Raw genomic sequence first — 23,796 nt, 5'->3', positions numbered from 1 at the left:
TTTTTCGGGTAATACCCCTCTATTCATGCCAAAATTGAAGAATGGGAGCCTTAAGTCATATTCGCGTTTTAGACCTCAGCCGGGTGCTTGCAGGTCCTTGGTGCGCTCAAAATCTTGCGGATTTGGGTGCAGATGTCATTAAAGTCGAGCGGCCAGGTGCTGGTGACGATACGCGCCATTGGGGCCCTCCCTTTGCAAAAGACGCCAACGGAGCAGATACCGAAGAATCTGCCTATTTTATTTGCATTAACCGCAATAAACGCTCCATCACAGTCGATATTAGTAAACCAGATGGTCAAGAAATCATCCGCCAGTTGGCCAAAGACTCTGATGTAGTCATTGAGAACTACAAAGTAGGTGATTTAGCAAAATATGGACTCGACTACGAGAGCCTCAAAAAGGTCAAAAAAGATCTAATTTACTGTTCTATCACTGGTTTTGGTCAAAACGGCCCCTATGCCCAGCGCCCTGGTTATGACTTTATTGTCCAGGGAATGGGGGGCTTTATGAGCGTAACAGGGGAAGCGGACGATGTTCCGGGCGCCTCACCACAAAAGGCTGGCGTAGCCATTGCGGATATTTTTACCGGAATGTACGCCAGCACAGCAATTTTGGCCGCCGTTATTCACAAAGACCGCACGGGTGATGGGCAGTACATTGATATGGCTTTGCTCGATACGCAAATTGCAGTCATGGCCAACGTTTCTAGCGCTTATTTATGCTCTGATCAGGTTCCGCAGCGCTGGGGCAATGCTTCGCCCATTATTGTTCCTTACCAAACCTTCCCTACGGCTGACGGCTGGATGATCGTTGGCGTTGGCAATGACGGTCAATTTAAGCACTTTGTCACTGCTGGTGGCGAAGCCCACTTAGCGAATCACCCGAATTACAGTACCAATCCTCTGCGTGTAGAGCACCGTAAGGCACTTGTTCCGCTTTTAGAAATGATGACCCGCAAGAAGACAAAGGCCGAGTGGATTGTGCTGTTGGAGGCTGTCAGCGTCCCCTGTGGCCCCATCAACAACTTTAAAGAGGTGTTTGAAAACGAACAAGTCTTGGCGCGGGGCGTACAAATTGATGTGCCCCACCCCACTGCCGGCACCATGAAACTGGTGGCTAGCCCAATGCGGCTGTCTGAGACCCCTGTAGAAGTTCGCTTAGCACCCCCCACTTTAGGTCAACATACAGACGAGATTCTGCGTGAGCGCCTACAGCTAGACGAGGCTGGCATAGCAGCACTGCACGCCAAGGGCATTGTTTAAAGCCATGCGTCATTTAGTGCCAGGCCAAAAACTGTCACTCAAGCAATTACTCATTTTCGCTGGACTCATGGTGACGCTATCCATGGGCATACGCCATGGATTTGGACTCTTCAATTTACCCATCACCTCGGCTAATGGTTGGGGCAGAGAAACCTTTGCTCTAACCATTGCATTACAAAACTTAGTATGGGGCATTGTCCAACCCATTACCGGTGCAATCGCCGATCGTTATGGCGCACTAAAAATCATGATTGCTGGTGGCGTACTGTATGCATTGGGTTTAGTGGGTATGGCCATTTCTACAGATACTTTAAATTTTTATATCGCAGGTGGTTTGCTGATTGGACTGGCTCAAACTGCAACAACCTATAGCGTTATCTACGGAATACTCGGCCGCAATGTTGCTCCAGAAAAACGGGTGTGGGCGATGGGCATTGCTGCAGCTGCAGGATCATTTGGGCAATTTTTAATGATCCCCGTTGAGCAAGGTTTGCTCAGTCAATTTGGTGCAAGCGATGCATTACTTGCATTAGCGATGATGGCTAGTTTAATGATTCCGATTGCGTGGATGTTGCGTGAACCGCAAATGCAGCATCAACATCAACGGGGCGATCAAACCATTCGAGAGGCTTTAGCCGAAGCGATGCGTAATCCTAGTTTTGGCTATCTCACTCTAGGTTATTTTGTTTGTGGTTTTCAGGTCGTTTTTATTGCCGTACATCTTGCGCCCTATCTGAAGGACTTATCTAAGATCTATCCAGAAGTAGGAGCGCCCATAGTCGCTACTACTGCCTTAGCACTCATCGGCCTATTTAATATCTTTGGCACCTACAGCGCTGGAGTGCTAGGCCAGCGTTTTCCAAAACGGTACTTGTTATCGGGCATCTACATCACCCGTTCTTTTGCCATTATGGCCTTTGTTTGGCTACCCTTAAGCCCAGTTACTACCTACGTCTTTGCCGCTACCATGGGCTTCCTGTGGCTTTCTACCATCCCTTTGACCAATGCCATTGTGGCGCAGATCTTTGGCGTGAAACACCTTTCAATGCTATCTGGTCTTGTCTTTTTATCGCATCAATTAGGCAGCTTTTGTGGCGCCTATTTTGGAGGATATTTATTTGATCAAACGGGCTCATATACAGTCGTTTGGAATATTGCGATTGCCCTAGGATTTATTGCTTTTTTAGCCAATCTACCGGTAAAAGAACAATCCATTCATCGACTGATACCAGCATAGGCAATCGATGAAAAAAAAGAATGCTCCATCGCAATGGCTAATATTGTGCATCGCTACTTTAGTGTTGATGATTATTTTTAGCGCCTACTTTGCGCCCAATGTCATGATCGCCATTGCTAATCATGTTTGGGCCTGGTGCAGTTAATCGCTGTGATTTTAGTTCGGTGGATAATAAGCTTTGTCAAGCATGCCTCTGGTATTTTATTTTCTGATGTTTGCTTTAGTTCTGATTGTTGATCTGATTGATGTTTTAATTTATTTATCAATTCTTGCCGTAGCACAATGGATAGTGCACATGCCTCCTAAGCGTGGGATACAGGTTCGATTCCTGTCGGCGGGACCATTTACTTCACAATAGTTACCCACAACTTGTGTGGATAAATCGGTGAAAGTTTTCGTAAGTCTCAGATTTGTATAGACTGACCTTACTTGCCTAAATAATAAGCATCCATTGATAGTGCAAATTTAAGTAAAGAACGATTGACTTTTGGAATTCTCTTACACTAAAGCTATGACAAAAATCTCCACAAGCACTCTAGCCGCCCTAGAAGAAATGCTCCAAAATACCGCCAGATCTGCACCCCAAGATTTTTTACCCATTCATTTCGCCGGAGGCCTCAACCCTGGAAACGTGATTGGGCATCTCAACCCAGAATTCATCCCTTTTTTGCAAGATTCACTACGCAAGCAGCCAATCGCTCATATTCAAATGAATCATGACAGCTTGGTTATTCAAAGCGCCATACCCACCGTGCTTTCGGGAAGCCTAGCGCAGATAGCCGACAGAATGCAGCAGGGAGGATTTATTCCCGGCTGGCGCCATGAAGAATTTGCCTGGATTGACCAGAATGGTCATGAATACTTCCGTATGGAGCGCTCTGCTTTTCGTACCTTTGGCTTTCGAAGCATGGCAAGTCATGTCAATGGCTACACCAAGGCCGGAAATCTTTGGTTTGGTCGCCGCAGCCAAAGCAAAGCAACAGACCCAGGCCGCTTAGATAACCTCGCTGCAGGGGGTATAAAAGCGGATGAGACCCCTTGGGTAAACGTGCGACGTGAATTGTGGGAGGAAGCTGGGGTTCCACCGCAAATATCTGACTTTATTGAACCTGTAGGGCGCATTCATTTACGAAGACCTATTCAAAACAGAGGTTTTCATGATGAGCTTCTCTATATCTATGATTTAGCCTTGGCTGAACATTTTGTACCCACCAATCACGATGGCGAAGTAAGTGGTTTTATTGAAATCACCCTTTCAGAGGCTGCAGCGCGCATCTTGGCCGATGAATTTACCAGTGATGCCGCCATTGTTACCGCAGATTTCATCTTACGAAATACCAAACCTTAATGGGTGTGCATTACCCCCATGTATTTGAAAGCTATTTCGTGGTTAAATAAGAGCAAGGATGAAACAGGGGTGCTCTTGAGGGTTTTTAACTCTAAAGTGCTGAGAAAGACCCTATAACCCGATCCAGGTAATGCTGGCGTGGGGAGTTTTCAATCAGACCGTCACCCGGTTTCGTCCATCTAATGACAGCCAGGAGATGGATATGAGTGATACCAATAAGAAATCAAAAGCCGAAATCCCAAGTTTAAAGAGCTTAGAGCGTGACTTTGGGCAAAAATTTGCCTACCCAGCCTCTACTAAAACTTACCTAGAAGGTTCCCGCCCCGATATTAAAGCGCCGATCCGCATGATCGAGCAGCTATCCACTCTTGTTGGCAAAGAGATGGTGGCTAATCCGCCAGTCCCGGTCTACGACACCTCAGGCCCCTACAGTGATCCCGAGATTGTGATCAATTTAGAAAAAGGCCTGCCTTTATTGCGCAAGAATTGGATTGAAGAGCGTAATGATACTGAGCAGCTCGCTGGGCCCTCATCTGATTACGGCGTAGCTCGATCTCAAGATACTGAAACTGCGCATCTGCGTTTTGCCCATATCGGTGCACCACGAGTGGCTAAGGCAGGTAGCAACGTCAGTCAAATGTATTACGCGCGCAAAGGCATCATCACACCAGAGATGGAATACGTTGCACTGCGTGAATCCATGGGCCTAGAGCAGTTACGCAAGAACCCAGAATACAAGCAGCTCCTCAAGCAACATCCTGGCAAAAGCTACGGTGCCAATCTGCCTGAAATCGTCACCGGTGAATTTGTGCGCTCTGAAATCGCCGCAGGTCGCGCGATTATTCCCGCGAACATTAATCACCCTGAATTAGAGCCAATGATTATTGGCCGTAATTTCCGTGTCAAGATCAATGGCAATCTGGGCAACTCGGCGGTTACTTCCTCAATCAATGAGGAAGTAGAAAAGATGGTCTGGTCTATTCGTTGGGGCGCAGACACCATCATGGATCTTTCCACTGGTAAGCATATTCATGAAACGCGTGAATGGATTATTCGCAATTCTCCAGTACCGATTGGTACCGTCCCCATTTATCAGGCGCTAGATAAAACAGGTGGCGTTGCTGAAGACCTCACCTGGGAAATGTTTCGCGACACTCTGGTTGAGCAAGCTGAGCAAGGCGTGGACTACTTCACGATTCATGCAGGGGTATTGCTACGTTACGTTCCATTAACCGCTGATCGCATTACGGGCATTGTGTCTCGTGGTGGATCCATCATGGCCAAGTGGTGTTTAGCTCACCATAAAGAAAACTTCCTGTACACCCGCTTTGACGAAATTTGCGAGATCATGAAAGCCTATGACGTGTCATTTAGTTTAGGTGATGGCTTGCGTCCAGGCTGTATTGCAGACTCGAATGATGCGGCGCAATTTGGAGAGCTGCATACACTGGGTGAACTCACAGCTAAAGCATGGAAACATGATGTGCAAGTCATGATTGAAGGTCCTGGCCACGTTCCTATGCAACGCATTGAAGAGAATATGACTGAGGAACTCAAGCATTGCTTAGAAGCGCCCTTTTATACCCTCGGACCATTGATTACTGATATCGCTCCTGGATACGATCACATCACTAGTGGTATTGGTGCTGCGCAAATTGGTTGGTATGGCACAGCCATGCTTTGTTATGTCACACCTAAAGAGCATTTAGGCTTGCCAGATAAAGAGGATGTGCGCACCGGCATCATTACCTACAAAATTGCAGCCCATGGCGCAGACCTTGCTAAAGGCCTACCTGGTGCTCAATTACGAGATAACGCCTTGTCAAAAGCGCGCTTTGAGTTCCGCTGGGAAGACCAATTTAATTTGGGCCTAGATCCTGAGCGAGCCCGCGAATATCACGATGCGACTTTGCCGGCTGAGGGCGCCAAAATTGCTCACTTCTGCTCTATGTGTGGTCCAAAGTTCTGCTCGATGAAAATCACGCAAGAAGTACGTGAATACGCTGCAACTTTAGATGCGGATGGCAATCCAAAGGTCTCTAAAGTCATTCCGATTATTGCTGATGCCGATCAAGCAAGCCAAGCGGCTGCCGGAATGGAAGAGATGTCTGCAGAATTTCGTAAGCGCGGTAGTGAAATTTATCAGTAAGCCAGCATTGATTACTGTGAATCATGAGTAGTTCTTTCGCTAATCGCAAGTACGCCATCGTTGGCGCCGGCCTTATGGGTCGGCTGCTAGCGGTTGCGCTTGCGAAACGCGGAGCCAAAGTAACGCTTTATGAAAAAGGCGGCCCTGAGGCCCTAGATTCGGCAGCTCGCGTTGCAGCTGCCATGCTAGCTCCGCTTGCTGAGTCTGCTATCACAGAAGATAACGTAGTCCGTATGGGCATCCATAGCTTGCCGCGCTGGAAGCAGATTATTAATGAACTCGCTAAACCGGTATTTTTTCAGCAAGAAGGTACTTTAATTTTGTGGCACCACCAAGATGCTAGTGAAGCAGAACGCTTTACTAAGCACCTTGAAAAAAATAGTCGCAACAATACCGCTTTAAGTACACCGCAGAAACTCGATCGTGATGCTCTCCAAGCGATAGAGCCCAGTATTCAAGCGCAATTTACGCAAGGACTCTATTTGCCCAATGAGGGTCAGCTTGATAACCGCCAACTCTTAGAAGCCTTATTAGTTGAACTCACTCTCATGAAGGTGTCTTGTCATTGGCACCAGTCCGTTGATCCCGAGCAATTGAGGGAAGAACACAATGCTTTTGATTGGGTGATCGATTGTCGTGGCTTAGGCGCGAAAGATCACTGGAATGCACAGGAAGCAGCTAAAGAAAATTTACGTGGGGTGCGGGGTGAAGTCATTCGCTTACATGCACCAGAAGTTAAACTAAAGCGCCCTACTCGCTTGATTCATCCGCGATATCCTATTTATATTGCGCCAAAAGAAGATGATGTCTATGTTGTGGGTGCTACAGAAATCGAGTCTGAAGACAGGTCGCCTATGAGTGTGCGCTCTGCAATGGAATTACTGAGTGCGGTGTACACAGTACACAGTGGCTTTGCCGAAGCCCGTATTTTAGAAATGGCTACGCAGTGCCGACCTACTTTAAAAGATAATTTGCCTCAAATTCATGTTCATCAACAGTCTAGTGCGGCAGGTCTAATGATGATTAACGGTTTATACCGTCATGGTTATTTGATTTCACCGGCTATCTTAGATTGCGCACTTGAAATACTGAGTGTTGGTCATAGTCAAACGGCTGTTGAACTGGGCTTACAGGTGCAAATTCACCCACACCATCCTATAGAGACCGAGGCAACAACATGCGTCTGATTGTCAATCAAATTGAGCAAGAGCTGCCTGATCAAAGCACGATTGACGATGTACTAGAGATGATTAAAGCCATCCCGCCATTTGCGGTAGCTGTCAATTTTGAATTCGTACCCAAGTCAACCCATTCGGAACATATTCTGAATGAAGGCGATCAACTAGAAATCATTTCCCCCGTCACCGGAGGTTAATCAATGCCGTTGACTGTGATTACCATTTTGCTATGACTACGCCCTCACAAAATAAGCTCAATTCTGCCGATACTCTCGTGCTCTATGGCGAAGCATTTGCCAGTAGGTTGTTGCTGGGTACCTCACGTTATCCCTCTCCACAAGTATTAGAAAACGCCGTAAAGACCGCTAACCCCGGCATGATTACAGTGAGCTTGCGCAGACAAGGTAGCGCCACTACTGAGGCTCACTCGGGATTCTGGGATCTACTAAAAAAGATGGCTGCACCAGTCTTACCCAACACAGCAGGCTGCCATAGCCCGCAAGAAGTGATCACCACAGCAAAGATGGCTCGGGAAGTATTTGAAACAGACTGGATTAAGTTAGAGCTGATTGGCGATGACTACACCCTTCAACCCGATACCTTAAGGCTGGTAGCAACAGCGGAGACTTTGATTCGAGATGGATTTAAGGTGCTTCCCTACTGCACTGAAGATTTAATTTTATGCCAGCGCTTAGTTGATGTGGGTTGCCAAGCAGTAATGCCTTGGGCCGCACCCATTGGAACTGGTCAGGGACCATTAAACCCCTATGCACTTCAACTGTTGCGAGATCGCCTGAAAGTACCGCTATTAGTAGATGCGGGATTGGGCCTACCTTCACATGCTTGTACAGTGATGGAATGGGGATATGACGGTGTTTTATTAAATACGGCTGTCGCTCTCGCTGATGATCCCGTTGCTATGGCGAATGCCTTTGCAATGGCGGTCCAAGCCGGTCGGTCAGCTCATCTATCGGGGGCCATGAAAGCGCAAGTTTCTGCGCAGGCAAGTACTCCTTTAGTGGGCACCCCTTTCTGGCACCAAGAATAAAGTCCACACAATGAGTTTAGTTCGCGACCTAGCTGATCAAATTGTTGCAGCCCATCAACATGATGACTTATGTATTGCTATTCCTCAATTTAGCATCACCTCACCACCTCCCAAGATTGATAACGAGCATGCCGCAGATCATTACGAATTAGCCGGCACCTTAGCAGCGATCACTATGGGCTTTATTGAGCAAGATGCCAAGGTGTTGGGTAAGGCCTGGTCACGTATGGTGCATCAAGATGGTCGCTTTGATCCCAAAAAATGGCCCTCCAGACCAGAGTATTTTGATCTTCTGCCGTGGACTCGGGATATGAATTCCAATGCCTTCGCACCATGCCCTAAGCATTTGGGTTTATATGCCGTGATGCCCGATGCTGATTGGGTTAAAAGAATGGTTGAAGCAGAGGTGCCAACAGTACAACTGCGCTTCAAATCTGATCTACACGATGCAAGCGAGCTGCAAAAACAAATCGCCCAATCGGTTCAAGCCGTTGCAGGCAGTAAGACTTTGCTATTTATCAATGATTTTTGGCGGGAGGCAATTGAGGCCGGTGCTTATGGCGTTCATCTTGGCCAAGAAGATCTCGATTTAGCGGATTTAGAGGCTATTAGATCTGCGGGCCTTCGCCTGGGTTTAAGTACCCATGGGTATGCTGAGATGGTCTGTGCTGATCGCTATTGTCCAAGCTATATAGCAATGGGCGCTGTATTTCCGACGCAACTTAAAAAGATGCCTACTGCTCCACAGGGTCTTGGTCGCCTGTACCAGTACACAAAACTCATGAACCACTATCCACTAGTAGCCATTGGTGGAATTGATGAAAGCAGCATTCACGCAGTGGCGCAAAGTGGTGTTGGCTCTGTGGCAGTCGTTAGAGCCATTAGCGGATCAAGTGATCCCAAGGCAGTCGTTAAGCGACTGCAAGAATTGATGAAAACTTAGTGCATCTAGTGTATCCAGTGCATTAAGTAAATTAAGTACATTAAGCGCTTTACACCAATCTAATACTTTCCCTCTTCCTCAGGCAAAGCCGTTGGATAAAAAGCATGCATGTGCCACAAGGGTCCGGGACCCTCTCCGATACTTAAGAATCGACCAGCTTCTAAACCAGCCTCTACATAAGCAATTGCTTTAGCCACTGAGTGCGCAAGATCGTGGCCATCGGCTAGATACGTCGCTATAGCGGAGGATAAAGAGCAGCCAGTGCCGTGGGTATTGGCTGTGTTAACCCGGTAGTGCTTAAACTCCTTGGACTGCACTATCTCTAGGTTGTCTTCCAATGTCCGCCACATTAAAAAATCCGTTAACTGGGTATGTGTTGCATCTAGGTGCCCGCCTTTAATCAATACTGCTTGCGGGCCCATATCCAGTAATTCTTGCGCGGCTAATGTAAAGTCTGCGACTGTAGCGATTTCTCGACCTAGTAGCAAGGATGCCTCATCTAAATTCGGCGTAATTAAACTGGCCATCGGGAATAAATACGTAATCATTGCTTGGGCCGTATCATCACCGCCTAAACTGGCCCCAGAGGTTGCCCTAAGGACAGGATCCAGAACAATCTTTTTTGCTCCATGGCGCTTTAATGCAGATGCCACCGTACGAACAATCTCAGGGCTAGCCAACATCCCAATTTTGACAATATCCACCCCAATATCTAAAAATATGGCATCTATTTGCGCCTCGATCACGTCCAGATCGATATCTTGAATACGGCTGACGCCCAAGGTATTTTGGGCAGTAATCGCAGTAACGACCGACATCCCATACCCACCAAGGGCTGTGATGACTTTGAGGTCGGCCTGCAAGCCAGCACCACCGCCACTATCAGACCCGGCAATGGTCAATACTTTGGCAATCTTTACAGAAGTGGGAAGAGTTGTTTTCATCTTGCTATAATATTCGCTTATTCCTCGATAGCTCAGTTGGTAGAGCGCCGGACTGTTAATCCGTAGGTCCCTGGTTCGAGCCCAGGTCGAGGAGCCAAAAAAGTAAAACCCCGTAATGCTAATGCACTACGGGGTTTTTTCATTTACTTAGATCAGCTATTCAATTCATCTAAAGCGCTTTGACTAAATCAAGCCTTTTTTTCTTAGATTGGCCAAGCGATTGTTGAGCGTTTTGATTGTCAGCAGATTATATTTATCGCCTTCAGACCAGGTGCTGCCCATCCACTCAATTCCCTCTGCAGTGATGCCAGCAAATGGTGCCTTACCTTCTTTTGCATAGCCTTCTAATGCAGTCATTAATGCCAGGCGATCTTCGAACCCGCCAACATCTTTGATGGCATCTAAGATTGGTTTAGTGATCGTATCGCTGTAAGTTACTTTTGAGTCTGGATGCTTTGGTGCGGGCGTTGTTGGAAGAATGTACTCATGAGGCCACTCAAATACATTCCTTGCTGAGGCTTTTACTGCTTCTGGGCTCACGGTTACTCCGGAGGCATTCTTAGGGTCGCTGGGAAGGCTCAATCCAATGATCCAAGCCTCGAATTCTGCAATCCGGCTATGGCGCTTGTCTTCACTATCGCGCTTAGGCTCTTCTTGCGAGAGTAGCAAGGTAACCCATGCCCAAGCAATATCTTTAGGACTTGCAAATCCTTGCGTCAGAATAAGGCTGGCTTTTTTTAGTAGTGCTACGGAGCTTGGCTTTGTCATTACATACTTTCGGCGATGCAGTTTATTAGTGTTAGGCAGTAAAAGAGCCATTCAGCGTTGAATAACACGGTATGCGCTACCTATAGAACCTGAAGAATACGCTAAATAATGAACAGCACCCTCTAAAGCGCGTGTCTATACTGAAAACCGACTCATTTAGCTATTTAGCTACTTAGCTATTTAGCTATTTAGCTATTTAGCTATTTAGCCAATAAGCATCCGCTATCACGATAGATGTCGATCCACGTTTTCTTAGCTCTAATTTTGCGAGGCTAGTTCAATGTACTGAGCTCTTTGGTAGGAATGCCACTGATCGCTTCTAATTCTCTATCTAAGCAATAATGTTGGTCAAACTAACGGTAATTGGTAGATAGTACTTTAATTGATGTGGTGAATTCAACTACGAAGTGCAACTTTGATCAATTAGAGCTAGTGGCTAAGGATATTTTAGTATCCATAGTTTCTAGACCTGCAAGTCAAAGTAGCCATGACCTATCAACACCTTAGCCAAGAAGAACGATATCAGATTTATATCCTCATGAAAGACGGAAAAACCCAAAGCCAGATCGCCCAGCTCATGAATCGACATAAGTCGACCATTGGCCGAGAGCTATCTCGCAATACCGGAGGCAGAGGATATCGACCGAGACAAGCCTGTTTATTAGCAGAGGAACGCTCCCTAGGCTCTCGTAATGCTACCCAAATCACCCCAGCTGATTGGGATCAAACGGTAGAGTACCTACAAGACCAATGGAGCCCTGAGCAAATCGCAGATGTTGTAGGGATTAGCCATGAGACCATCTATCGCCATGTTTATGCTGATAAAGCCGCTGGTGGCACTCTTTACCAGCAGTTACGCTGTCAAAAGAAACGTAAAAAGCGCTATGCCAGTGGCCGGGATCGACGAGGCCAGATCGTAGGCAGAAGGCCGATTAGTGAGCGCCCAGAGCATATTGAAGCCAGATCTCAAGTCGGTCACTGGGAAGGCGATACCGTGATTGGGGCAGCGCACAAACAAGCTATTGTGACCTTAGTGGAGCGCAAGAGTGGTTATGCTGTTCTAGCCAAAGTACCCAATAAAACTTCGACCCTGGTAGGTAACGCCATTATTGAAGGACTGGCCCCCTATCAAGCTAAGGTCAAAACACTAACTTATGACAACGGAAAGGAATTTGCCGAGCACGCCCGGATTGATACAGCACTGCAATCCACCACCTACTTTGCTGATCCTTTTGCCAGTTGGCAACGCGGTTCTAATGAAAACTTCAATGGCTTACTAAGGCAATACATCCCCAAAAAGAGGCCTTTATCCACCGTAACTGATGAGGAGCTTAGAATGATTGAAAGCAAGCTTAATAACCGACCTCGTAAGAGGTTGGGATTTAAAACCCCCAATGAAGTGTTTATGCAGTCCTTAAACCGTGTTGCACTTCGTGTTTGAATCTACGTGTTTAAACAAAATATGTCGGAAGCTATGTCAACAACACTTGAAGTAAAGCTAAAAAAAGAAGCGATGAAAGCAACTCTGCTAGCGCTCTACTTTGCCCTATGGTTTTGTGCTCTGGCTTTTTTAGCGGCAACCACTTTACGTGAACGCCCCATTCCGCTGTCAATATTTGGTTTCGCACTACTAAAGGCTGGGATTTGTGCGAAGTTTATGATGCTTGCACAAGCGGTGTACCCAATCAATATCAAACAGGGGTACGGGATTATGCGGCCCCTATTAAGCGCGTCTGTCTTTTACTTACTAGTTGTAATTTGTTTGAGTGCATGCGAATCTGGCCTAGAGGCACTGATTCACGGGCGCTCCTTTACACATGCCCTACTCGATTTCATAACATCTGACCCAATACATCTTCTTTCTATTTCCTTCGTGTATTGGTTGATCGTTTGGCCCTATTTGATATTTGCTGGTATGCGCTCAGCTCTGGGTGCAGGGGCTACGGATGTGTTGTTCTTTGGTAAAACTAAAGTATCAAAAGAATAATCTGCTGGCATAGTAAGAGCGTCTGTTGTGAGTGGATGCTGTGAACCGCTGCTATGAATCGCTGCTGTGAACCGCTGCTGTGAATGACTTCTCTTAATCCCTGTTACAAAAACTTATCTATTGCGTAGATGTCGTCGCAATATCTTGCCAACGTTAGATTTAGGCATCTCATCTATAAACATCACTTTTCTAGGTCGTTTATAGCTGGTCATGTGTAGCTTGCAGTATTCAATTACTTGCGCTTGCGACAGCTCTGGATGATCTTTAACGATGTAGACAGCGACTATCTCTCCAAGCTTTCGATGTGGCATACCGATGACTGCGCACTCCCTTACCCCAGCCAATTGAGAAATCATTTCTTCAATCTCGTTTGGAAACACTTTAAAGCCTGCCACAACAATCATGTCTTTTTTGCGATCGACAATATGAACATGCCCTTCGGGCGTCATGATGCCAATATCACCCGATTTAAAATAGCCATCAGCCGTCATGCATTGCTGTGTTTCTTGGGCCTGATTCCAGTAACCGGCCATGACCTGAGGGCCTTTAATGGCGATTTCTCCAGCCTCACCAAACGGTAGCTCAGCACCCTCATCATCCAAGATGCGGACATCCGTAGCGGGAAGCGGCATACCAATCGAACCGGTAAATTGAGTAATGATGGGGGTGTTGACGCACACTACAGGTGAAGTTTCAGATAAGCCATAACCCTGAGCAATCGGCACTCCCGTCAGCTGATGCCAGAGATCGGCAGTCTTTTTTTGTACGGCCATACCGCCACCAATAGTGACTAATAAATGCGGTAGCTTTACTTTAAGAAAATCAGGCCGATGAATCAGCGCATGAAAAAGCGTATTGACGCCTGGAAAGATGTGAATGCCAGGATGATTGATCAGAAATTGAATAAACCCATCTATGTCTCGTGGATTAGCTATGAGCAGTAAGAGCCCGCCCTTACGAATACCTAAAAAAGCACACGCTGTTAGAGCAAAAATATGGGTCATCGGCAATGCGCACAAAAAGGCTAACTGCTCATCTCCTCTACGCTCAAGCGCAGGGTTTAGCCACAGCTCAATCTGAACGATATTTGCCAGAACGTTGCGATGCAACAGCACAGCACCTTTGGATACCCCCGTAGTGCCACCCGTATATTGCAAAAAGGCCACATCATCCATACCCACTTGTGGCCGATGAAACTCGTGGTGCTGACCTATCTTGATTGCTGCATTAAACCGTATGTGAGGAAATTTCCAAGGTGGAATCATTTTCTTCACATAACGCGCTACAAAATCGACTACCTTACCCTTAGATCCAATAGCATCACCTACGCTGGTAACGATGACTTGTTTGACTAAACGATGAACAGCAATTGCGTCATAAGTAGTGGCAAAGTTTTCCAAAATAATGAGTGCCTCAGAACCACTATCGCGTAATTGATGCTCTAACTCACGAGAGGTATAAAGAGGATTAACGTTAACAACAACATAAGCCGCACGCAGCGTACCTAACATGGCAATAAGATATTGCGGCACATTAGGAAGCATGATGGCAACACGTGCGCCGGACTCTAATCCTAGAGTCTGCAGATAAGTCGCAAAGTGTTGGGATAATTTATCTAATTGCCCATAGGAAATAGATACACCCATAAATTCCAGTGCAGTACGCTGTGGATATTTAGAAAAAGATTCTTCAAATAGATCAACTAAAGATTGGCAGCCCAGCGATTCCATAGCGAGATCAATCTGATGGGGAATGCCATCTGGATAATGGTCAAGCCAAGGAAATAAAGGATTAGTCACCATAGGCTTAGAGTAATTCTTTTAGCTTTAGAAGAAAAGCCTCTTGACCATCATTGACCTTCTCCTGCCAATCATTGCCAGAATGGGTATTGGCATCATCGGTTATGTATTTAAACGATTGCCATGGAATCTGAAAATGATAGGCACTCGCTGCAATGGCAAAGAGCTCCATATCAACAACATCAACCCCCTGCTCTTGCAGCCAAGAATCATGAGCGGTGACAAAACTATCGCCCGTGCCACAAAGATGCATACCTCCTAGAGATTGGTAGGTGTGGGGTCTTGAGCAGAATGGTGTTTGACCTCTCGGTGCTAAAGGTTCGGTTTGCATATCCCGCTGAATGACCTGACCGATCTCTAATAAACCATGAAGATCAAGATTCACCTTTCCTGCCGTACCAAAATTAATGACTCTTTTTGGCTGAAATTCTTGGATGGCGTGATAGCTCATCAGGGCAGCATTCACCTTACCAACACCAGAATAGATAATGTCTACCCCTGACGGCAATACTGCACGGCTGAGTTCGGCTTCTAAAGCGGTGATAATGAGCAGGTTCGATTTCATGATGGCCAATAATGAATTTATTAGATTATCTACCCGGAGTCCCCGACTTCCCCAAGCCCGGTATTTTATTTAGGGATATTTCACCGCTATTGGCCAATCCACTGGCATTTCAGACCGCAATTGCTCAGCTCAATACCCTTGCACAGCAATTGGACTACACCCATATTCTAGGCATCGAATCACGCGGCTTTATCTTTGGGTCAGCCTTAGCGCATCATGCCCATAGAGGCCTTGCTTTAGCCAGAAAGCCCAATAAACTCCCTCTTGTAAGTCACCGGGAGTGTTATGGCTTGGAATACGGCTCTGACAGCCTTGAGTTGCAGCAATCAAGCCTACCCGCTAATGCCCGCGTTCTCATCGTGGATGACGTACTGGCTACTGGAGGCACTATTGTTGCGGCCAGCCTACTACTTAAAAAAGCAGGATTTACATTAGCTGGAGCTGTAACACTGTTAGAGATTGCCGGTTTAGGTGGCGCCGCTACTTTAAGTGCAAAAGGGATCGTGAATCACTCGCTATTAATTGCCTAGGAGCATGAGGGCTCAAGCCCAATCACCCAGATACAAGCAACGAAAATGACTAGATGATATTTTTGGCAGTTTTAAATAATTTCACAGCACCCCAACCGACTGCTAGTGCCTTAGTGGCTAATTTGGGTCGGTAATGGGCGAGCACTGCAAATGCACTACTCCATAAAAAGGGATTGCTTGAAATGAAATGAAAGGCATCAACCCCTTTATCAGCCCACGAAAGTGGCTTCTCGAGCGGTTCAAAGTGCAGTGAAAAATCAGAGCGCTCTTGGGCAGCCCTTACCTGCAGCACCTGCTGACGGGCTGTAAGCTCAGCTAAGGATGGATGCTTCATTTTGATAGTGCCTGGCGATCTTTAGCAAGCTCGGTAATGGTCGACTCAAATAATTTAGGCATGGTCTTTAAAGCGCGTAACACCACTAAGGCCAAAATCAAGCCCACTGATAAAAATCCACCACTGAGAAGGCCCAGAGCCATCATACGATTCGTTTCCCAGCTATAAATCACAATGAGTAAGGCAAGCATGACTAGGCCAAAAAACAGAAAGAATAAGGCTAGGATAATAAAAACCAGTAGCCGCATAAATAGAGAGCGGGCAATCTGAACATCGATTGAGAGAAGCTCTAAACGGGTCTGAGTGATAGAGGCCGCAGTGGAGACCAGATTCTTGACTGCAGAAAGAATATTTTCTTGTGACATAGCGAACTATCGACGACTCATGAGTAAGCCAATCAAAACACCAACACCAGCAGCAATACCAACAGCCTGCCATGGCTTGTGACGAACAAAATCATCAGCACCTTCAGCGGCTACCTTCGCTTTATCCATTAAACCATCTTCAAGTGTTGCTAAATTCTGTTTAGCGCTTGATAGAGTCTCAAGCGCTCGAGCCCGAATAGCGCTTAATGGCCCCTCTTCGTGTTGCGCAGTTGCTTTAATCAACGCTTCCGCGTCAGCCATCAAGGCCTTAAAGTCATCCACTAAATGCTCAGAACTTTGATCAACATCTTTGTGCGACTCAAGTGCTGCTTTTTTGGTAGTCATTTTTCTTTCCCAGAGCCAGTATTAAAAGGATTTAATTGCTCTATTCTAAGCATTGATCGCATGTATACCTAATATGAGTACGGTCATTCCAGCATTACCCTGCTTAAAGTGTTTCAGATACCCCTTTAGAGAAGGTCTCCTCTTCAGTAGTGCGTGATAGGCCTCACTGCCAAATGCCGTCTTTTCACCATAATGGTATTCACTCACACGATCAGAGAAATAGTTGTTCTCCAGTGCAGCATGAACGGCATGCTTGATAAATCCGCCCTCGCCACTAGCGCCATATCCATGTATCAAAATAATCACTTTGACACCCACTTCCGATGCTCTTCTTAAGCTAATAGTCAAGCGCTCCAATGCCTCATCGGCACTAGGACTATCGAACTTGAGGTTGAGCACCATGGTGTCCATCAACACTGCCGGGAGTGTACTGCTGCCACAGTGCTGGCAGTTATCCAACATCATCCTGGGATTACCGCACTCCGAGCATTCAAATGAATTGGGCATTAGATTGTTTTATCGCTTATCGCTAAATCGCTAAAAATTAAACTGAGCAATACTTTTCTTCTAAAGCGGAAATACTATTGATGCGATCATCCACCATTTTATTAAGGGTTTGTTGCGCAGCATCTCTATTCTCTTGCACTTTTAAACTGACGTTGATCAGTCCAGTGACATCTTTTCGAATGGAAGTATTGCCATAGCGTAATTCTTTTAAGGAAGATACAGCCTCAGCTGAAATCTTGCATTGCTGATTTAACAACTCTGAGGAATCAGAAGCACTGTTGGCATATGCAAATGCCGCTACTGAGACAGTGGCAACGGTTAATAGAATCTTTTTCATTTTTTATCTCTTCACTTTATGACCGCATGTTGGACAGCAACCTAAATCTTTTGCCTTCATCTTTCTTAGGGCGGCATAGACGCTAGATTCTGATATTTCCATCTTTCTAGCTGCTTGAGCAGCTGACATACCCTTCCCTATCCAATCCAAAGCTTGGTGCGTTTTTGGTATCACTTTTCTCATTTCACCTCCCATTGCAATACTATACTACACAAGTTGTGAAGTTGTGAAGTATAGTAGTAAATAAATAAAACAGTGCTAAAGTAAAAAAATGATAAAAACTACACTTGGTTTAGTAGAGGCCGCTCAAGGCATTGATAGTGGGCTGATTGCCGCCGAAGATTACCTGTCAGAATGCGTCACCCGAGCAGATGCTTTAGAACCTACTCTAAGGGCATTTACTGTAAGGGCCACACTAGAGCAGATGATTTCTGAAACAAAATCGGGTCCTTTAATGGGGATTCCCTTAACGGGCATTCCCTTAAAGGGCATTCCCGTAGCAGTCAAAGATATTATGGCTACGGAAGATTTTATAACCAGCTATGGCTCCCCCATCTATCGAGATTACATCCCGAAGGAGGATGCCTCTGTTATCAAAAAAATCCGTGCACTAGGGGGTGTTGTCTTTGGCAAGACAGTAACTACCGAATTTGCCTGGCGAAATCCGGGTCCAACTACGAACCCCTGGAATAGTTTACATACCCCAGGAGGCTCTTCAAGCGGCTCTGCTGCCGCAGTTGCTGCTGGCATTGTCCCTTTAGCTCTGGGATCTCAGACTGTAGGATCCATCATTAGACCCGCAGCGTTTTGTGGGGTCGTAGGTTTCAAACCCAGTTTTGGAGCTGTATCACTTGACGGCGTGCACCCCGTAGCGCATTCGCTAGATCACCTTGGATTTTTCACTAGATCCGTTCAAGATGCCGCCTACGCATTTCATCTATTAAAGGATGATGATGACCACCAAGGCCAATCCATTGCGCAGCCTTACATTTCGCCCAATCGAACAATGCAATCCCAGCACCTTGATGATCAAGCGCCCCGCATTGCTATATTGGAAACACCTTTTGATGATCAACTCAGTAAAGAACAATACGATCTTCTCGGGACAACATCGACATTACTAAGGGCGGCTGGAGCTACCCTAGAAAAATTAACGCTGCCCCAAACGTATTGGGATGGCATCGATGCCCTTCATATCATGATGGCTTATGAGGCGGCTATGGTTCATGAAGAGCATCTGCGAAACTACCCTGATCTGGTGGGGGCAGATATTAGAGAGTTAGTCACTAAAGGCAAAGGCTATACCGATAGTGAATATGCGGCCACTCAAAATCTTCAGCAAGCATTACGCCTTTCTATTGAAGAGATTTTTAATCAATACGATGTCATTCTTTCCGCACCCGCTACCGGAGAGGCGCCAAAGGGATTGAGTAATACGGGTAATCCAATTTTTTGTGCTTTATGGTCATTTATAGGCACCCCAGCAATTACGCTTCCCATATCCAGATCTTTAAACGGTCTCCCCCTAGGCATTCAACTGATTGGCAATTATCGAGGCGACGAAAAACTACTTCAAGTAGCTGCTTTTGCTGAGGCTGCTTTGAAAAATGACATGCAGCAGAATAGCTACTCTACCCAGACAGGATATTGATTCATCACCATGCCAAAAAGTTCAGATTGTAGAAAATGAGAAAGCCATTCTTTAGTTCTTGGCAATGGCAAGCCTGAAAACTCTGATGGGTTCACCATCGAGAACTGCCGGATAAATGGGAATATAGCGATATCTACCCAAGATGTTTTATTTCCTAATAGAAACTGGCTAGACTCTAATGCCAGTTCCATTGGCTGCAACATTAGCTCCATTGCAGTTCTTAAAACTGCTGCGTGACTTAAGTTGGGATCTTGATTAAGGCATCGATTGGGGTATCGATTTGGATATTTGTACTGATCCAGAATCTTTTTAAAAGGCCCGTCATTCTTTTCAATCCAGCTTTGCGCTAGCACTTGATCAGCCGTATTCCAGCCGTCTGGATCTGATTTTTCGAGTGCCCACTGCATGATGTCTAGACTTTGATCCAAGACGATGTCGTCAATACACAGAACTGGAACTGTCCCTTTTGGGGAAACCAGCAGCATAGACTTGGGCTTATCTCTTAATGAGATCTCTCGATGCTCAACGGCAATACCTGCGTACTGCAAAGCCATACGAGCCCGCATTGCAAAGGGGCATCTACGATAAGAGTACAAAATAGGAAGCGGCATGGATTTTCTTACTAGCGCTGTGGATACAGCAAACTATGACAGAAGAAGTAAGCAATAAGGGTTTGTATCTCTACAAACCCTTATTTCAGGTATATCTTGGCGAAGACGAGAGGATTCGAACCTCCGATTCGCTTTTTGAGCAAATGCTCCCTTAGCAGGGGAGTGCCTTCGACCACTCGGCCACGTCTCCGTATTCATGCTTTGTATTACAAACTACGACCCACAGTTTAACGGATTCCGTTTCATGGGGGCATATAAAGCGGTATTTACTTCTGGTCTAGCTCAAAGGCCTTATGCAGGGCACGTACAGCCAATTCCATATATTTCTCATCAATCACGACTGAAATCTTAATTTCACTAGTGGAGATCATCAAGATATTGATGCCCTCCTCCGATAAGGTGCGAAACATTTTGCTAGCAACACCCACGTGAGAGCGCATGCCAACACCAACAACAGAAACTTTAGAAACCTTCGGATCGCCAGTAATCTCTTTAGCCTCTATGTGGGCCTGCACATTCTTCTTAAGCAAATCTAGGGCTTTCTGATAGTCAGCCCGTGGCACTGTAAAGGTGAAGTCTGTCTTGCCCTCAAAAGATTGATTCTGAATAATGATGTCAACGTCAATATTGGCGTCAGCAATCGGACCCAGAATTTGATAGGCGATTCCAGGGCGATCAGGAACACCCAATACGGTAATTTTAGCTTCGTCGCGCGCAAAGGCGATACCGGAAATAACGGCGGCTTCCATGGTGCTGTCCTCTTCAAATGTAATCAAGGTGCCCGACTTCATTTCAACGTCGAGGGGCATCAGTGGATCTGTCAAGGATGACAGAACACGGGTTTTAACTTTGTACTTCCCGGCAAACTCAACCGAGCGAATCTGCAATACCTTGGAGCCTAAGCTAGCCATTTCTAGCATTTCTTCAAAGGTAATCTTGTCCAAGCGGCGGGCATCCTCACAAACACGGGGATCCGTGGTGTAAACGCCATCTACGTCGGTATAAATTAAGCACTCATCCGCTTTGAGGGCAGCAGCCATAGCCACTGCTGAAGTGTCTGAGCCACCACGGCCTAAGGTTGTAATATTTCCGTTGGGGTCGACCCCTTGGAAGCCAGTCACCACCACGGCACGGCCAGCATTCAGATCAGCCAGAATTTTCTGATCATCAATACTCTTAATGCGGGCCTTGGTAAATGCAGAATCGGTATGCACCGTAACCTGCCACCCAGCGTAACTCACAGCATCGATTCCTTCGCGGAGTAGAGCCAAGGCCAACAATCCGGAGCTCACTTGCTCACCTGTTGAGGCAATTTGATCAAGCTCTCGCGGATTGGCGTCAGGGTTAATTTCTTTAGCTAAGCCGAGCAAGCGATTGGTCTCACCAGACATCGCTGACGGAACGACAACGACCTGGTGGCCAGCACGCATCCACTTAGCAATGCGTTTGGCCACATTTTGAATGCGCTCTACTGAGCCCATTGAGGTGCCGCCATATTTATGAACGATTAAAGTCATGCGAGCGATCTTCTATTTATTTTGAATGTTCTGATTGTTCTGATTATTTTGGTTGCTCTATTGATGATCCCAGTAAAGGAAGCTAATAGACCTTCAAAGGAGCTTATTTTACAGGTTTTTGTGCACAGACCACTCTGGAAGTACCCGCATTCCGCTAGCCGTTAGATGTGGATAACTTACGCCCACGCCAGCAACGGCAACAAGTTGGTCATGAATAAAGAGTAAAGGGGTATTCCTCTCCCACGGAGGCACGCTGGATTCTTGGAAGAGGTTTTTAAGCGTTTTACGTGGGGTATTGGCCTTTATTTGAATCTTCTCGGCACCCTTGCGCTCGACTTCCTGGATAAGGCCTTTTTGCCTAGCCTCGTCTACCCAAGCAAATGCGAATCCCTGTTTTTTACTTTTGATTGGAATTGTTTTAAAAACCCATCTGCCAGACTCCGATCTCACCACCTGCAAAAGACCACGCCAAAGGTAAATGCTGGTTTGATCGTGCTGCCACTCCAAAGAGGCATCTGGCCCGACCTTTGCTAAATCACGCCACCAAGAATCCAAACGCTCTTGTGAGGGCATTGATAAGGCGTTATTTTTTAGCCAATAACGCATCAGATTACTGGCTGCTGGTAAGTCTTTTTTTGCTAGCGCTAGAAGTGGCGCTAGCTTTAAATTCTCTTTTTGCAAGACTGACTTGCCGTCCTGAACAGCCAATCGATCTAATAATTGCTGGGATTGAGCAAGGAGGTCTGCACTACGCGCTAAATTAGCAATCGCTTCAGGCTGTATTTTGGTAAGTCGGGGAATGATTTCCTGACGAATTGCATTGCGCCGAAAACGGATGCTCTGATTGCTAGGGTCCTCAATCCATTGAAGCCGGTATTTTTTTGCATACGCTTCAAGATCGGCTCTGGTTTGATTCAGTAATGGGCGCTTTAGAGTAACTACCTTCGCCTTGTTGCGCTCATTCAGTGGGCGCTCCTCAGGCATGGCCGATAGACCTGCAACACCAGCGCCACGTAATAACTGCAGCAGCACTGTTTCCGCTTGATCGTTTTGATGATGCGCTAAGAGCAGATCCTCGATACCATGCTCAAGGCATAGGTCAGACAATGCCTCATAACGCCCTGCCCTAGCTCTCGCCTCAATATTACCCTCGCTGGCTTTTTGAAAATGCAGCAGGCGAAAATCAAATTGCACTTGATATTTTTTAGCTAATTTTTCACAAAAGACTAGCCATTGGTCGGCCTGCTTTTGCAGACCATGGTGGATGTGAAATACCCAGATTTCAGGTGAAATAGCGGTGTTTTGAGTACCCGCATTTTTGCTAGCCCTACAAACAGTGTCGAGCAGTACAACCGAATCTAGGCCACCACTTAAGGCAACTGCAATTCGTTTGCCCGCCTCAGGACTTAGCTTCGATTTCCTTGAACTTACCATAGCCCATCAAGCGCACGTAACGTCGCTCTAGTAACGCTTCTACCTTCATGCCTTCAAAAGTCTTTAGAGATTCCGCTAAAGCCTTCCGCAGGTTATTCATCATCACTTCGTAGTCCCGGTGTGCGCCACCAGTAGGTTCGGCCACAATCTTGTCAATTAAGCCCAGCGTCTTTAGGCGTTGCGCAGTTAAACCCAGCTGTTCTGCTGCTTCAGGCGCTTTTTCAGCCGTCTTCCAAAGAATAGAGGCGCAGCCTTCAGGGGAGATTACCGAGTAGGTGGAATTTTGCAACATCAGGACTACGTCACCCATGGCAATCGCTAATGCACCGCCTGAGCCACCTTCACCAATGATGGTGGCAATAATGGGCACCTCTAACTCCGCCTGAACATACAGGTTATGGCCAATCGCCTCAGATTGATTGCGCTCTTCAGCATCAATTCCAGGAAATGCTCCCGGTGTATCCACAAATGTAAATACCGGTATTGAGAATTTTTCCGCCAAACGCATTAAGCGCATCGCCTTGCGGTAGCCCTCTGGGCGACTCATACCAAAATTTCTCAGCGCACGCTCTTTGGTATCACGGCCTTTTTGGTGACCAATAACAATACAAGGCTTGTCATCGAATCGGGCTAGGCCGGCCACAATAGATTGGTCATCAGCAAAATTACGATCGCCATGCAACTCATGGAAATCAGTAAAGAGCGCATTGATATAGTCTAGAGTGTAAGGTCGCTGCGGATGACGCGCTACTTGGGAAACTTGCCAAGGAGTCAGATTGGTATAGACATCCTTAGTCAGTTGCTGACTTTTTTCAGTTAGCGTTTTAATCTCATCTGAAATATCCACAGATGATTCATCTTGTACAAACTGCAGCTCTTCAATCTTTGTCTCTAATTCAGCGATTGATTGCTCAAAATCTAGGAAAGTCGTTTTCAT

26 protein-coding genes, 3 tRNA genes and 1 riboswitch are annotated in these 23,796 nt (G+C 46.3%); of the genes, 15 read left to right on the top strand and 14 right to left on the bottom strand.

Going from position 1 to position 23,796, the window contains the following annotated elements; genetic code table 11:
* Window positions 1-41 precede the first annotated feature (41 nt).
* The 10 genes from QUD86_RS04085 to QUD86_RS04040 all read left to right on the top strand — a co-directional run bounded on the left by QUD86_RS04085 (window position 42) and on the right by QUD86_RS04040 (window position 9,165).
* Window positions 42-1,262 (top strand): CaiB/BaiF CoA transferase family protein, encoded by a 1,221-nt coding sequence (locus tag QUD86_RS04085; RefSeq protein ID WP_286298328.1) that lies wholly within the window; start codon window positions 42-44, stop codon window positions 1,260-1,262.
* 4 nt (window positions 1,263-1,266) lie between these two features.
* Window positions 1,267-2,499, top strand: coding sequence for an MFS transporter (locus QUD86_RS04080; RefSeq protein ID WP_286298325.1), 1,233 nt, complete (start codon window positions 1,267-1,269; stop codon window positions 2,497-2,499).
* A 7-nt stretch (window positions 2,500-2,506) separates the two neighbouring features.
* Window positions 2,507-2,644, top strand: a complete 138-nt coding sequence (locus tag QUD86_RS04075; RefSeq protein WP_286298322.1) for a hypothetical protein — start codon at window positions 2,507-2,509, stop codon at window positions 2,642-2,644.
* A 123-nt stretch (window positions 2,645-2,767) separates the two neighbouring features.
* Window positions 2,768-2,842: transfer RNA gene (locus tag QUD86_RS04070), tRNA-Arg, on the top strand.
* Window positions 2,843-3,010: 168 nt separating this feature from the next.
* Entirely contained in the window at window positions 3,011-3,847 is an 837-nt protein-coding gene (locus QUD86_RS04065; protein WP_286298321.1) for an NUDIX hydrolase, read from the top strand.
* Window positions 3,848-3,902: 55 nt separating this feature from the next.
* Window positions 3,903-4,009, top strand: a riboswitch (TPP riboswitch).
* A 40-nt stretch (window positions 4,010-4,049) separates the two neighbouring features.
* Window positions 4,050-5,996 (top strand): phosphomethylpyrimidine synthase ThiC, encoded by a 1,947-nt coding sequence (gene thiC / locus QUD86_RS04060; protein WP_286298319.1) that lies wholly within the window; start codon window positions 4,050-4,052, stop codon window positions 5,994-5,996.
* A gap of 23 nt (window positions 5,997-6,019) precedes the next feature.
* A complete protein-coding gene (locus QUD86_RS04055; protein WP_286298317.1) occupies window positions 6,020-7,183 on the top strand; it encodes an FAD-dependent oxidoreductase in 1,164 nt (387 codons plus the stop codon).
* Window positions 7,174-7,371, top strand: a complete 198-nt coding sequence (gene thiS, locus QUD86_RS04050) for a sulfur carrier protein ThiS (protein WP_286298315.1) — start codon at window positions 7,174-7,176, stop codon at window positions 7,369-7,371. Before QUD86_RS04055 ends, thiS begins: the two co-directional genes overlap by 10 nt.
* Before the next feature lie 32 nt (window positions 7,372-7,403).
* The gene (locus QUD86_RS04045) at window positions 7,404-8,222 is read left to right on the top strand and encodes a thiazole synthase (RefSeq protein WP_286298313.1); all 819 of its coding nucleotides are present in this window, start codon (window positions 7,404-7,406) and stop codon (window positions 8,220-8,222) included.
* Between the two features lie 10 nt (window positions 8,223-8,232).
* Window positions 8,233-9,165 (top strand): thiamine phosphate synthase, encoded by a 933-nt coding sequence (locus tag QUD86_RS04040; RefSeq protein WP_286298311.1) that lies wholly within the window; start codon window positions 8,233-8,235, stop codon window positions 9,163-9,165.
* Between the two features lie 59 nt (window positions 9,166-9,224).
* Here the strand turns inward: QUD86_RS04040 and thiD are convergent, their stop codons facing one another.
* Complete coding sequence (thiD, locus tag QUD86_RS04035) at window positions 9,225-10,109, bottom strand: bifunctional hydroxymethylpyrimidine kinase/phosphomethylpyrimidine kinase (protein ID WP_286298309.1); 885 nt, start codon at window positions 10,107-10,109, stop codon at window positions 9,225-9,227.
* Between the two features lie 21 nt (window positions 10,110-10,130).
* Here thiD and QUD86_RS04030 point away from each other — a divergent pair.
* Window positions 10,131-10,206: transfer RNA gene (locus tag QUD86_RS04030), tRNA-Asn, on the top strand.
* Window positions 10,207-10,292: 86 nt separating this feature from the next.
* Here QUD86_RS04030 and QUD86_RS04025 read toward each other — a convergent pair.
* The gene (locus QUD86_RS04025) at window positions 10,293-10,877 is read right to left on the bottom strand and encodes a hypothetical protein (protein WP_286298308.1); all 585 of its coding nucleotides are present in this window, start codon (window positions 10,875-10,877) and stop codon (window positions 10,293-10,295) included.
* A 487-nt stretch (window positions 10,878-11,364) separates the two neighbouring features.
* On the opposite strand from QUD86_RS04025, the gene QUD86_RS04020 reads away from it, so the two are divergent.
* Both QUD86_RS04020 and QUD86_RS04015 read left to right on the top strand, forming a co-directional pair.
* Window positions 11,365-12,318 carry an IS30 family transposase gene (locus QUD86_RS04020; RefSeq protein ID WP_286295630.1) on the top strand — a complete coding sequence of 318 codons (954 nt, stop codon included), beginning with the start codon at window positions 11,365-11,367 and terminating at the stop codon, window positions 12,316-12,318.
* 33 nt (window positions 12,319-12,351) lie between these two features.
* Window positions 12,352-12,864, top strand: coding sequence for a hypothetical protein (locus QUD86_RS04015; RefSeq protein ID WP_286298307.1), 513 nt, complete (start codon window positions 12,352-12,354; stop codon window positions 12,862-12,864).
* A 113-nt stretch (window positions 12,865-12,977) separates the two neighbouring features.
* Here the strand turns inward: QUD86_RS04015 and QUD86_RS04010 are convergent, their stop codons facing one another.
* Window positions 12,978-14,666 (bottom strand): AMP-binding protein, encoded by a 1,689-nt coding sequence (locus QUD86_RS04010; protein WP_286298306.1) that lies wholly within the window; start codon window positions 14,664-14,666, stop codon window positions 12,978-12,980.
* A 4-nt stretch (window positions 14,667-14,670) separates the two neighbouring features.
* Entirely contained in the window at window positions 14,671-15,228 is a 558-nt protein-coding gene (locus QUD86_RS04005; RefSeq protein WP_286298304.1) for a phosphorylase family protein, read from the bottom strand.
* Between the two features lie 11 nt (window positions 15,229-15,239).
* Here QUD86_RS04005 and QUD86_RS04000 point away from each other — a divergent pair, with 11 nt between their 5' ends.
* Window positions 15,240-15,758: an adenine phosphoribosyltransferase gene (locus QUD86_RS04000; protein WP_286298303.1), complete on the top strand. Its 519-nt coding sequence runs from the start codon at window positions 15,240-15,242 to the stop codon at window positions 15,756-15,758.
* A gap of 49 nt (window positions 15,759-15,807) precedes the next feature.
* Here QUD86_RS04000 and QUD86_RS03995 read toward each other — a convergent pair whose 3' ends face one another.
* The 5 genes from QUD86_RS03995 to QUD86_RS03975 are packed head-to-tail and all read right to left on the bottom strand — an operon-like array spanning window position 15,808 to window position 17,646.
* A complete protein-coding gene (locus QUD86_RS03995) occupies window positions 15,808-16,092 on the bottom strand; it encodes a YqjK family protein (RefSeq protein WP_286298302.1) in 285 nt (94 codons plus the stop codon).
* Window positions 16,089-16,457 carry a phage holin family protein gene (locus tag QUD86_RS03990; protein ID WP_286298301.1) on the bottom strand — a complete coding sequence of 123 codons (369 nt, stop codon included), beginning with the start codon at window positions 16,455-16,457 and terminating at the stop codon, window positions 16,089-16,091. The genes QUD86_RS03995 and QUD86_RS03990 overlap by 4 nt, the downstream gene beginning before the upstream one ends.
* 6 nt (window positions 16,458-16,463) lie before the next feature.
* Window positions 16,464-16,802: an ElaB/YgaM/YqjD family protein gene (locus tag QUD86_RS03985; RefSeq protein ID WP_286298300.1), complete on the bottom strand. Its 339-nt coding sequence runs from the start codon at window positions 16,800-16,802 to the stop codon at window positions 16,464-16,466.
* 45 nt (window positions 16,803-16,847) lie between these two features.
* Window positions 16,848-17,309, bottom strand: a complete 462-nt coding sequence (locus QUD86_RS03980) for a Smr/MutS family protein (RefSeq protein ID WP_286298298.1) — start codon at window positions 17,307-17,309, stop codon at window positions 16,848-16,850.
* Window positions 17,310-17,346: 37 nt separating this feature from the next.
* The gene (locus tag QUD86_RS03975; protein WP_286298296.1) at window positions 17,347-17,646 is read right to left on the bottom strand and encodes a hypothetical protein; all 300 of its coding nucleotides are present in this window, start codon (window positions 17,644-17,646) and stop codon (window positions 17,347-17,349) included.
* 271 nt (window positions 17,647-17,917) lie between these two features.
* Between QUD86_RS03975 and QUD86_RS03970 the strand changes: the two genes are divergently transcribed.
* Complete coding sequence (locus QUD86_RS03970; protein WP_286298294.1) at window positions 17,918-19,297, top strand: amidase; 1,380 nt, start codon at window positions 17,918-17,920, stop codon at window positions 19,295-19,297.
* Here QUD86_RS03970 and QUD86_RS03965 read toward each other — a convergent pair.
* From QUD86_RS03965 to QUD86_RS03945, 5 genes are all read right to left on the bottom strand, one after another.
* The gene (locus QUD86_RS03965) at window positions 19,273-19,908 is read right to left on the bottom strand and encodes a glutathione S-transferase (RefSeq protein ID WP_286298292.1); all 636 of its coding nucleotides are present in this window, start codon (window positions 19,906-19,908) and stop codon (window positions 19,273-19,275) included. The genes QUD86_RS03970 and QUD86_RS03965 overlap by 25 nt on opposite strands.
* 97 nt (window positions 19,909-20,005) lie before the next feature.
* A tRNA-Ser gene (locus QUD86_RS03960) sits at window positions 20,006-20,098 on the bottom strand.
* Window positions 20,099-20,174: 76 nt separating this feature from the next.
* Window positions 20,175-21,425, bottom strand: coding sequence for an aspartate kinase (locus QUD86_RS03955; RefSeq protein WP_286298290.1), 1,251 nt, complete (start codon window positions 21,423-21,425; stop codon window positions 20,175-20,177).
* Window positions 21,426-21,533: 108 nt separating this feature from the next.
* A complete protein-coding gene (gene tilS / locus QUD86_RS03950) occupies window positions 21,534-22,859 on the bottom strand; it encodes a tRNA lysidine(34) synthetase TilS (RefSeq protein ID WP_286298288.1) in 1,326 nt (441 codons plus the stop codon).
* Entirely contained in the window at window positions 22,825-23,796 is a 972-nt protein-coding gene (locus QUD86_RS03945; RefSeq protein WP_286298286.1) for an acetyl-CoA carboxylase carboxyltransferase subunit alpha, read from the bottom strand. Before QUD86_RS03945 ends, tilS begins: the two co-directional genes overlap by 35 nt.

Origin of the sequence: Polynucleobacter sp. TUM22923 (genome assembly GCF_030295705.1) — a bacterium.
Classification (GTDB): Bacteria; Pseudomonadota; Gammaproteobacteria; order Burkholderiales; family Burkholderiaceae; genus Polynucleobacter.
Note: the sequence above shows the minus strand (reverse complement) of the source record. Positions and strands in the feature narration are given on the sequence as shown.

Excerpts from the sequence above, each read along its gene's own strand:
- QUD86_RS04085 (WP_286298328.1), top strand. The coding sequence starts at position 42 with ATGGGAGCCTTAAGTCATATTCGCGTTTTAGACCTCAGCCGGGTGCTT.
- QUD86_RS04080 (WP_286298325.1), top strand. The coding sequence starts at position 1,267 with ATGCGTCATTTAGTGCCAGGCCAAAAACTGTCACTCAAGCAATTACTC.
- QUD86_RS04075 (WP_286298322.1), top strand. The coding sequence starts at position 2,507 with ATGAAAAAAAAGAATGCTCCATCGCAATGGCTAATATTGTGCATCGCT.
- QUD86_RS04065 (WP_286298321.1), top strand. The coding sequence starts at position 3,011 with ATGACAAAAATCTCCACAAGCACTCTAGCCGCCCTAGAAGAAATGCTC.
- thiC (WP_286298319.1), top strand. The coding sequence starts at position 4,050 with ATGAGTGATACCAATAAGAAATCAAAAGCCGAAATCCCAAGTTTAAAG.
- QUD86_RS04055 (WP_286298317.1), top strand. The coding sequence starts at position 6,020 with ATGAGTAGTTCTTTCGCTAATCGCAAGTACGCCATCGTTGGCGCCGGC.
- thiS (WP_286298315.1), top strand. The coding sequence starts at position 7,174 with ATGCGTCTGATTGTCAATCAAATTGAGCAAGAGCTGCCTGATCAAAGC.
- QUD86_RS04045 (WP_286298313.1), top strand. The coding sequence starts at position 7,404 with ATGACTACGCCCTCACAAAATAAGCTCAATTCTGCCGATACTCTCGTG.
- QUD86_RS04040 (WP_286298311.1), top strand. The coding sequence starts at position 8,233 with ATGAGTTTAGTTCGCGACCTAGCTGATCAAATTGTTGCAGCCCATCAA.
- thiD (WP_286298309.1), bottom strand. The coding sequence starts at position 10,109 with ATGAAAACAACTCTTCCCACTTCTGTAAAGATTGCCAAAGTATTGACC.
- QUD86_RS04025 (WP_286298308.1), bottom strand. The coding sequence starts at position 10,877 with ATGACAAAGCCAAGCTCCGTAGCACTACTAAAAAAAGCCAGCCTTATT.
- QUD86_RS04020 (WP_286295630.1), top strand. The coding sequence starts at position 11,365 with ATGACCTATCAACACCTTAGCCAAGAAGAACGATATCAGATTTATATC.
- QUD86_RS04015 (WP_286298307.1), top strand. The coding sequence starts at position 12,352 with ATGTCAACAACACTTGAAGTAAAGCTAAAAAAAGAAGCGATGAAAGCA.
- QUD86_RS04010 (WP_286298306.1), bottom strand. The coding sequence starts at position 14,666 with ATGGTGACTAATCCTTTATTTCCTTGGCTTGACCATTATCCAGATGGC.
- QUD86_RS04005 (WP_286298304.1), bottom strand. The coding sequence starts at position 15,228 with ATGAAATCGAACCTGCTCATTATCACCGCTTTAGAAGCCGAACTCAGC.
- QUD86_RS04000 (WP_286298303.1), top strand. The coding sequence starts at position 15,240 with ATGAATTTATTAGATTATCTACCCGGAGTCCCCGACTTCCCCAAGCCC.
- QUD86_RS03995 (WP_286298302.1), bottom strand. The coding sequence starts at position 16,092 with ATGAAGCATCCATCCTTAGCTGAGCTTACAGCCCGTCAGCAGGTGCTG.
- QUD86_RS03990 (WP_286298301.1), bottom strand. The coding sequence starts at position 16,457 with ATGTCACAAGAAAATATTCTTTCTGCAGTCAAGAATCTGGTCTCCACT.
- QUD86_RS03985 (WP_286298300.1), bottom strand. The coding sequence starts at position 16,802 with ATGACTACCAAAAAAGCAGCACTTGAGTCGCACAAAGATGTTGATCAA.
- QUD86_RS03980 (WP_286298298.1), bottom strand. The coding sequence starts at position 17,309 with ATGCCCAATTCATTTGAATGCTCGGAGTGCGGTAATCCCAGGATGATG.
- QUD86_RS03975 (WP_286298296.1), bottom strand. The coding sequence starts at position 17,646 with ATGAAAAAGATTCTATTAACCGTTGCCACTGTCTCAGTAGCGGCATTT.
- QUD86_RS03970 (WP_286298294.1), top strand. The coding sequence starts at position 17,918 with ATGATAAAAACTACACTTGGTTTAGTAGAGGCCGCTCAAGGCATTGAT.
- QUD86_RS03965 (WP_286298292.1), bottom strand. The coding sequence starts at position 19,908 with ATGCCGCTTCCTATTTTGTACTCTTATCGTAGATGCCCCTTTGCAATG.
- QUD86_RS03955 (WP_286298290.1), bottom strand. The coding sequence starts at position 21,425 with ATGACTTTAATCGTTCATAAATATGGCGGCACCTCAATGGGCTCAGTA.
- tilS (WP_286298288.1), bottom strand. The coding sequence starts at position 22,859 with ATGGTAAGTTCAAGGAAATCGAAGCTAAGTCCTGAGGCGGGCAAACGA.
- QUD86_RS03945 (WP_286298286.1), bottom strand. The coding sequence starts at position 23,796 with ATGAAAACGACTTTCCTAGATTTTGAGCAATCAATCGCTGAATTAGAG.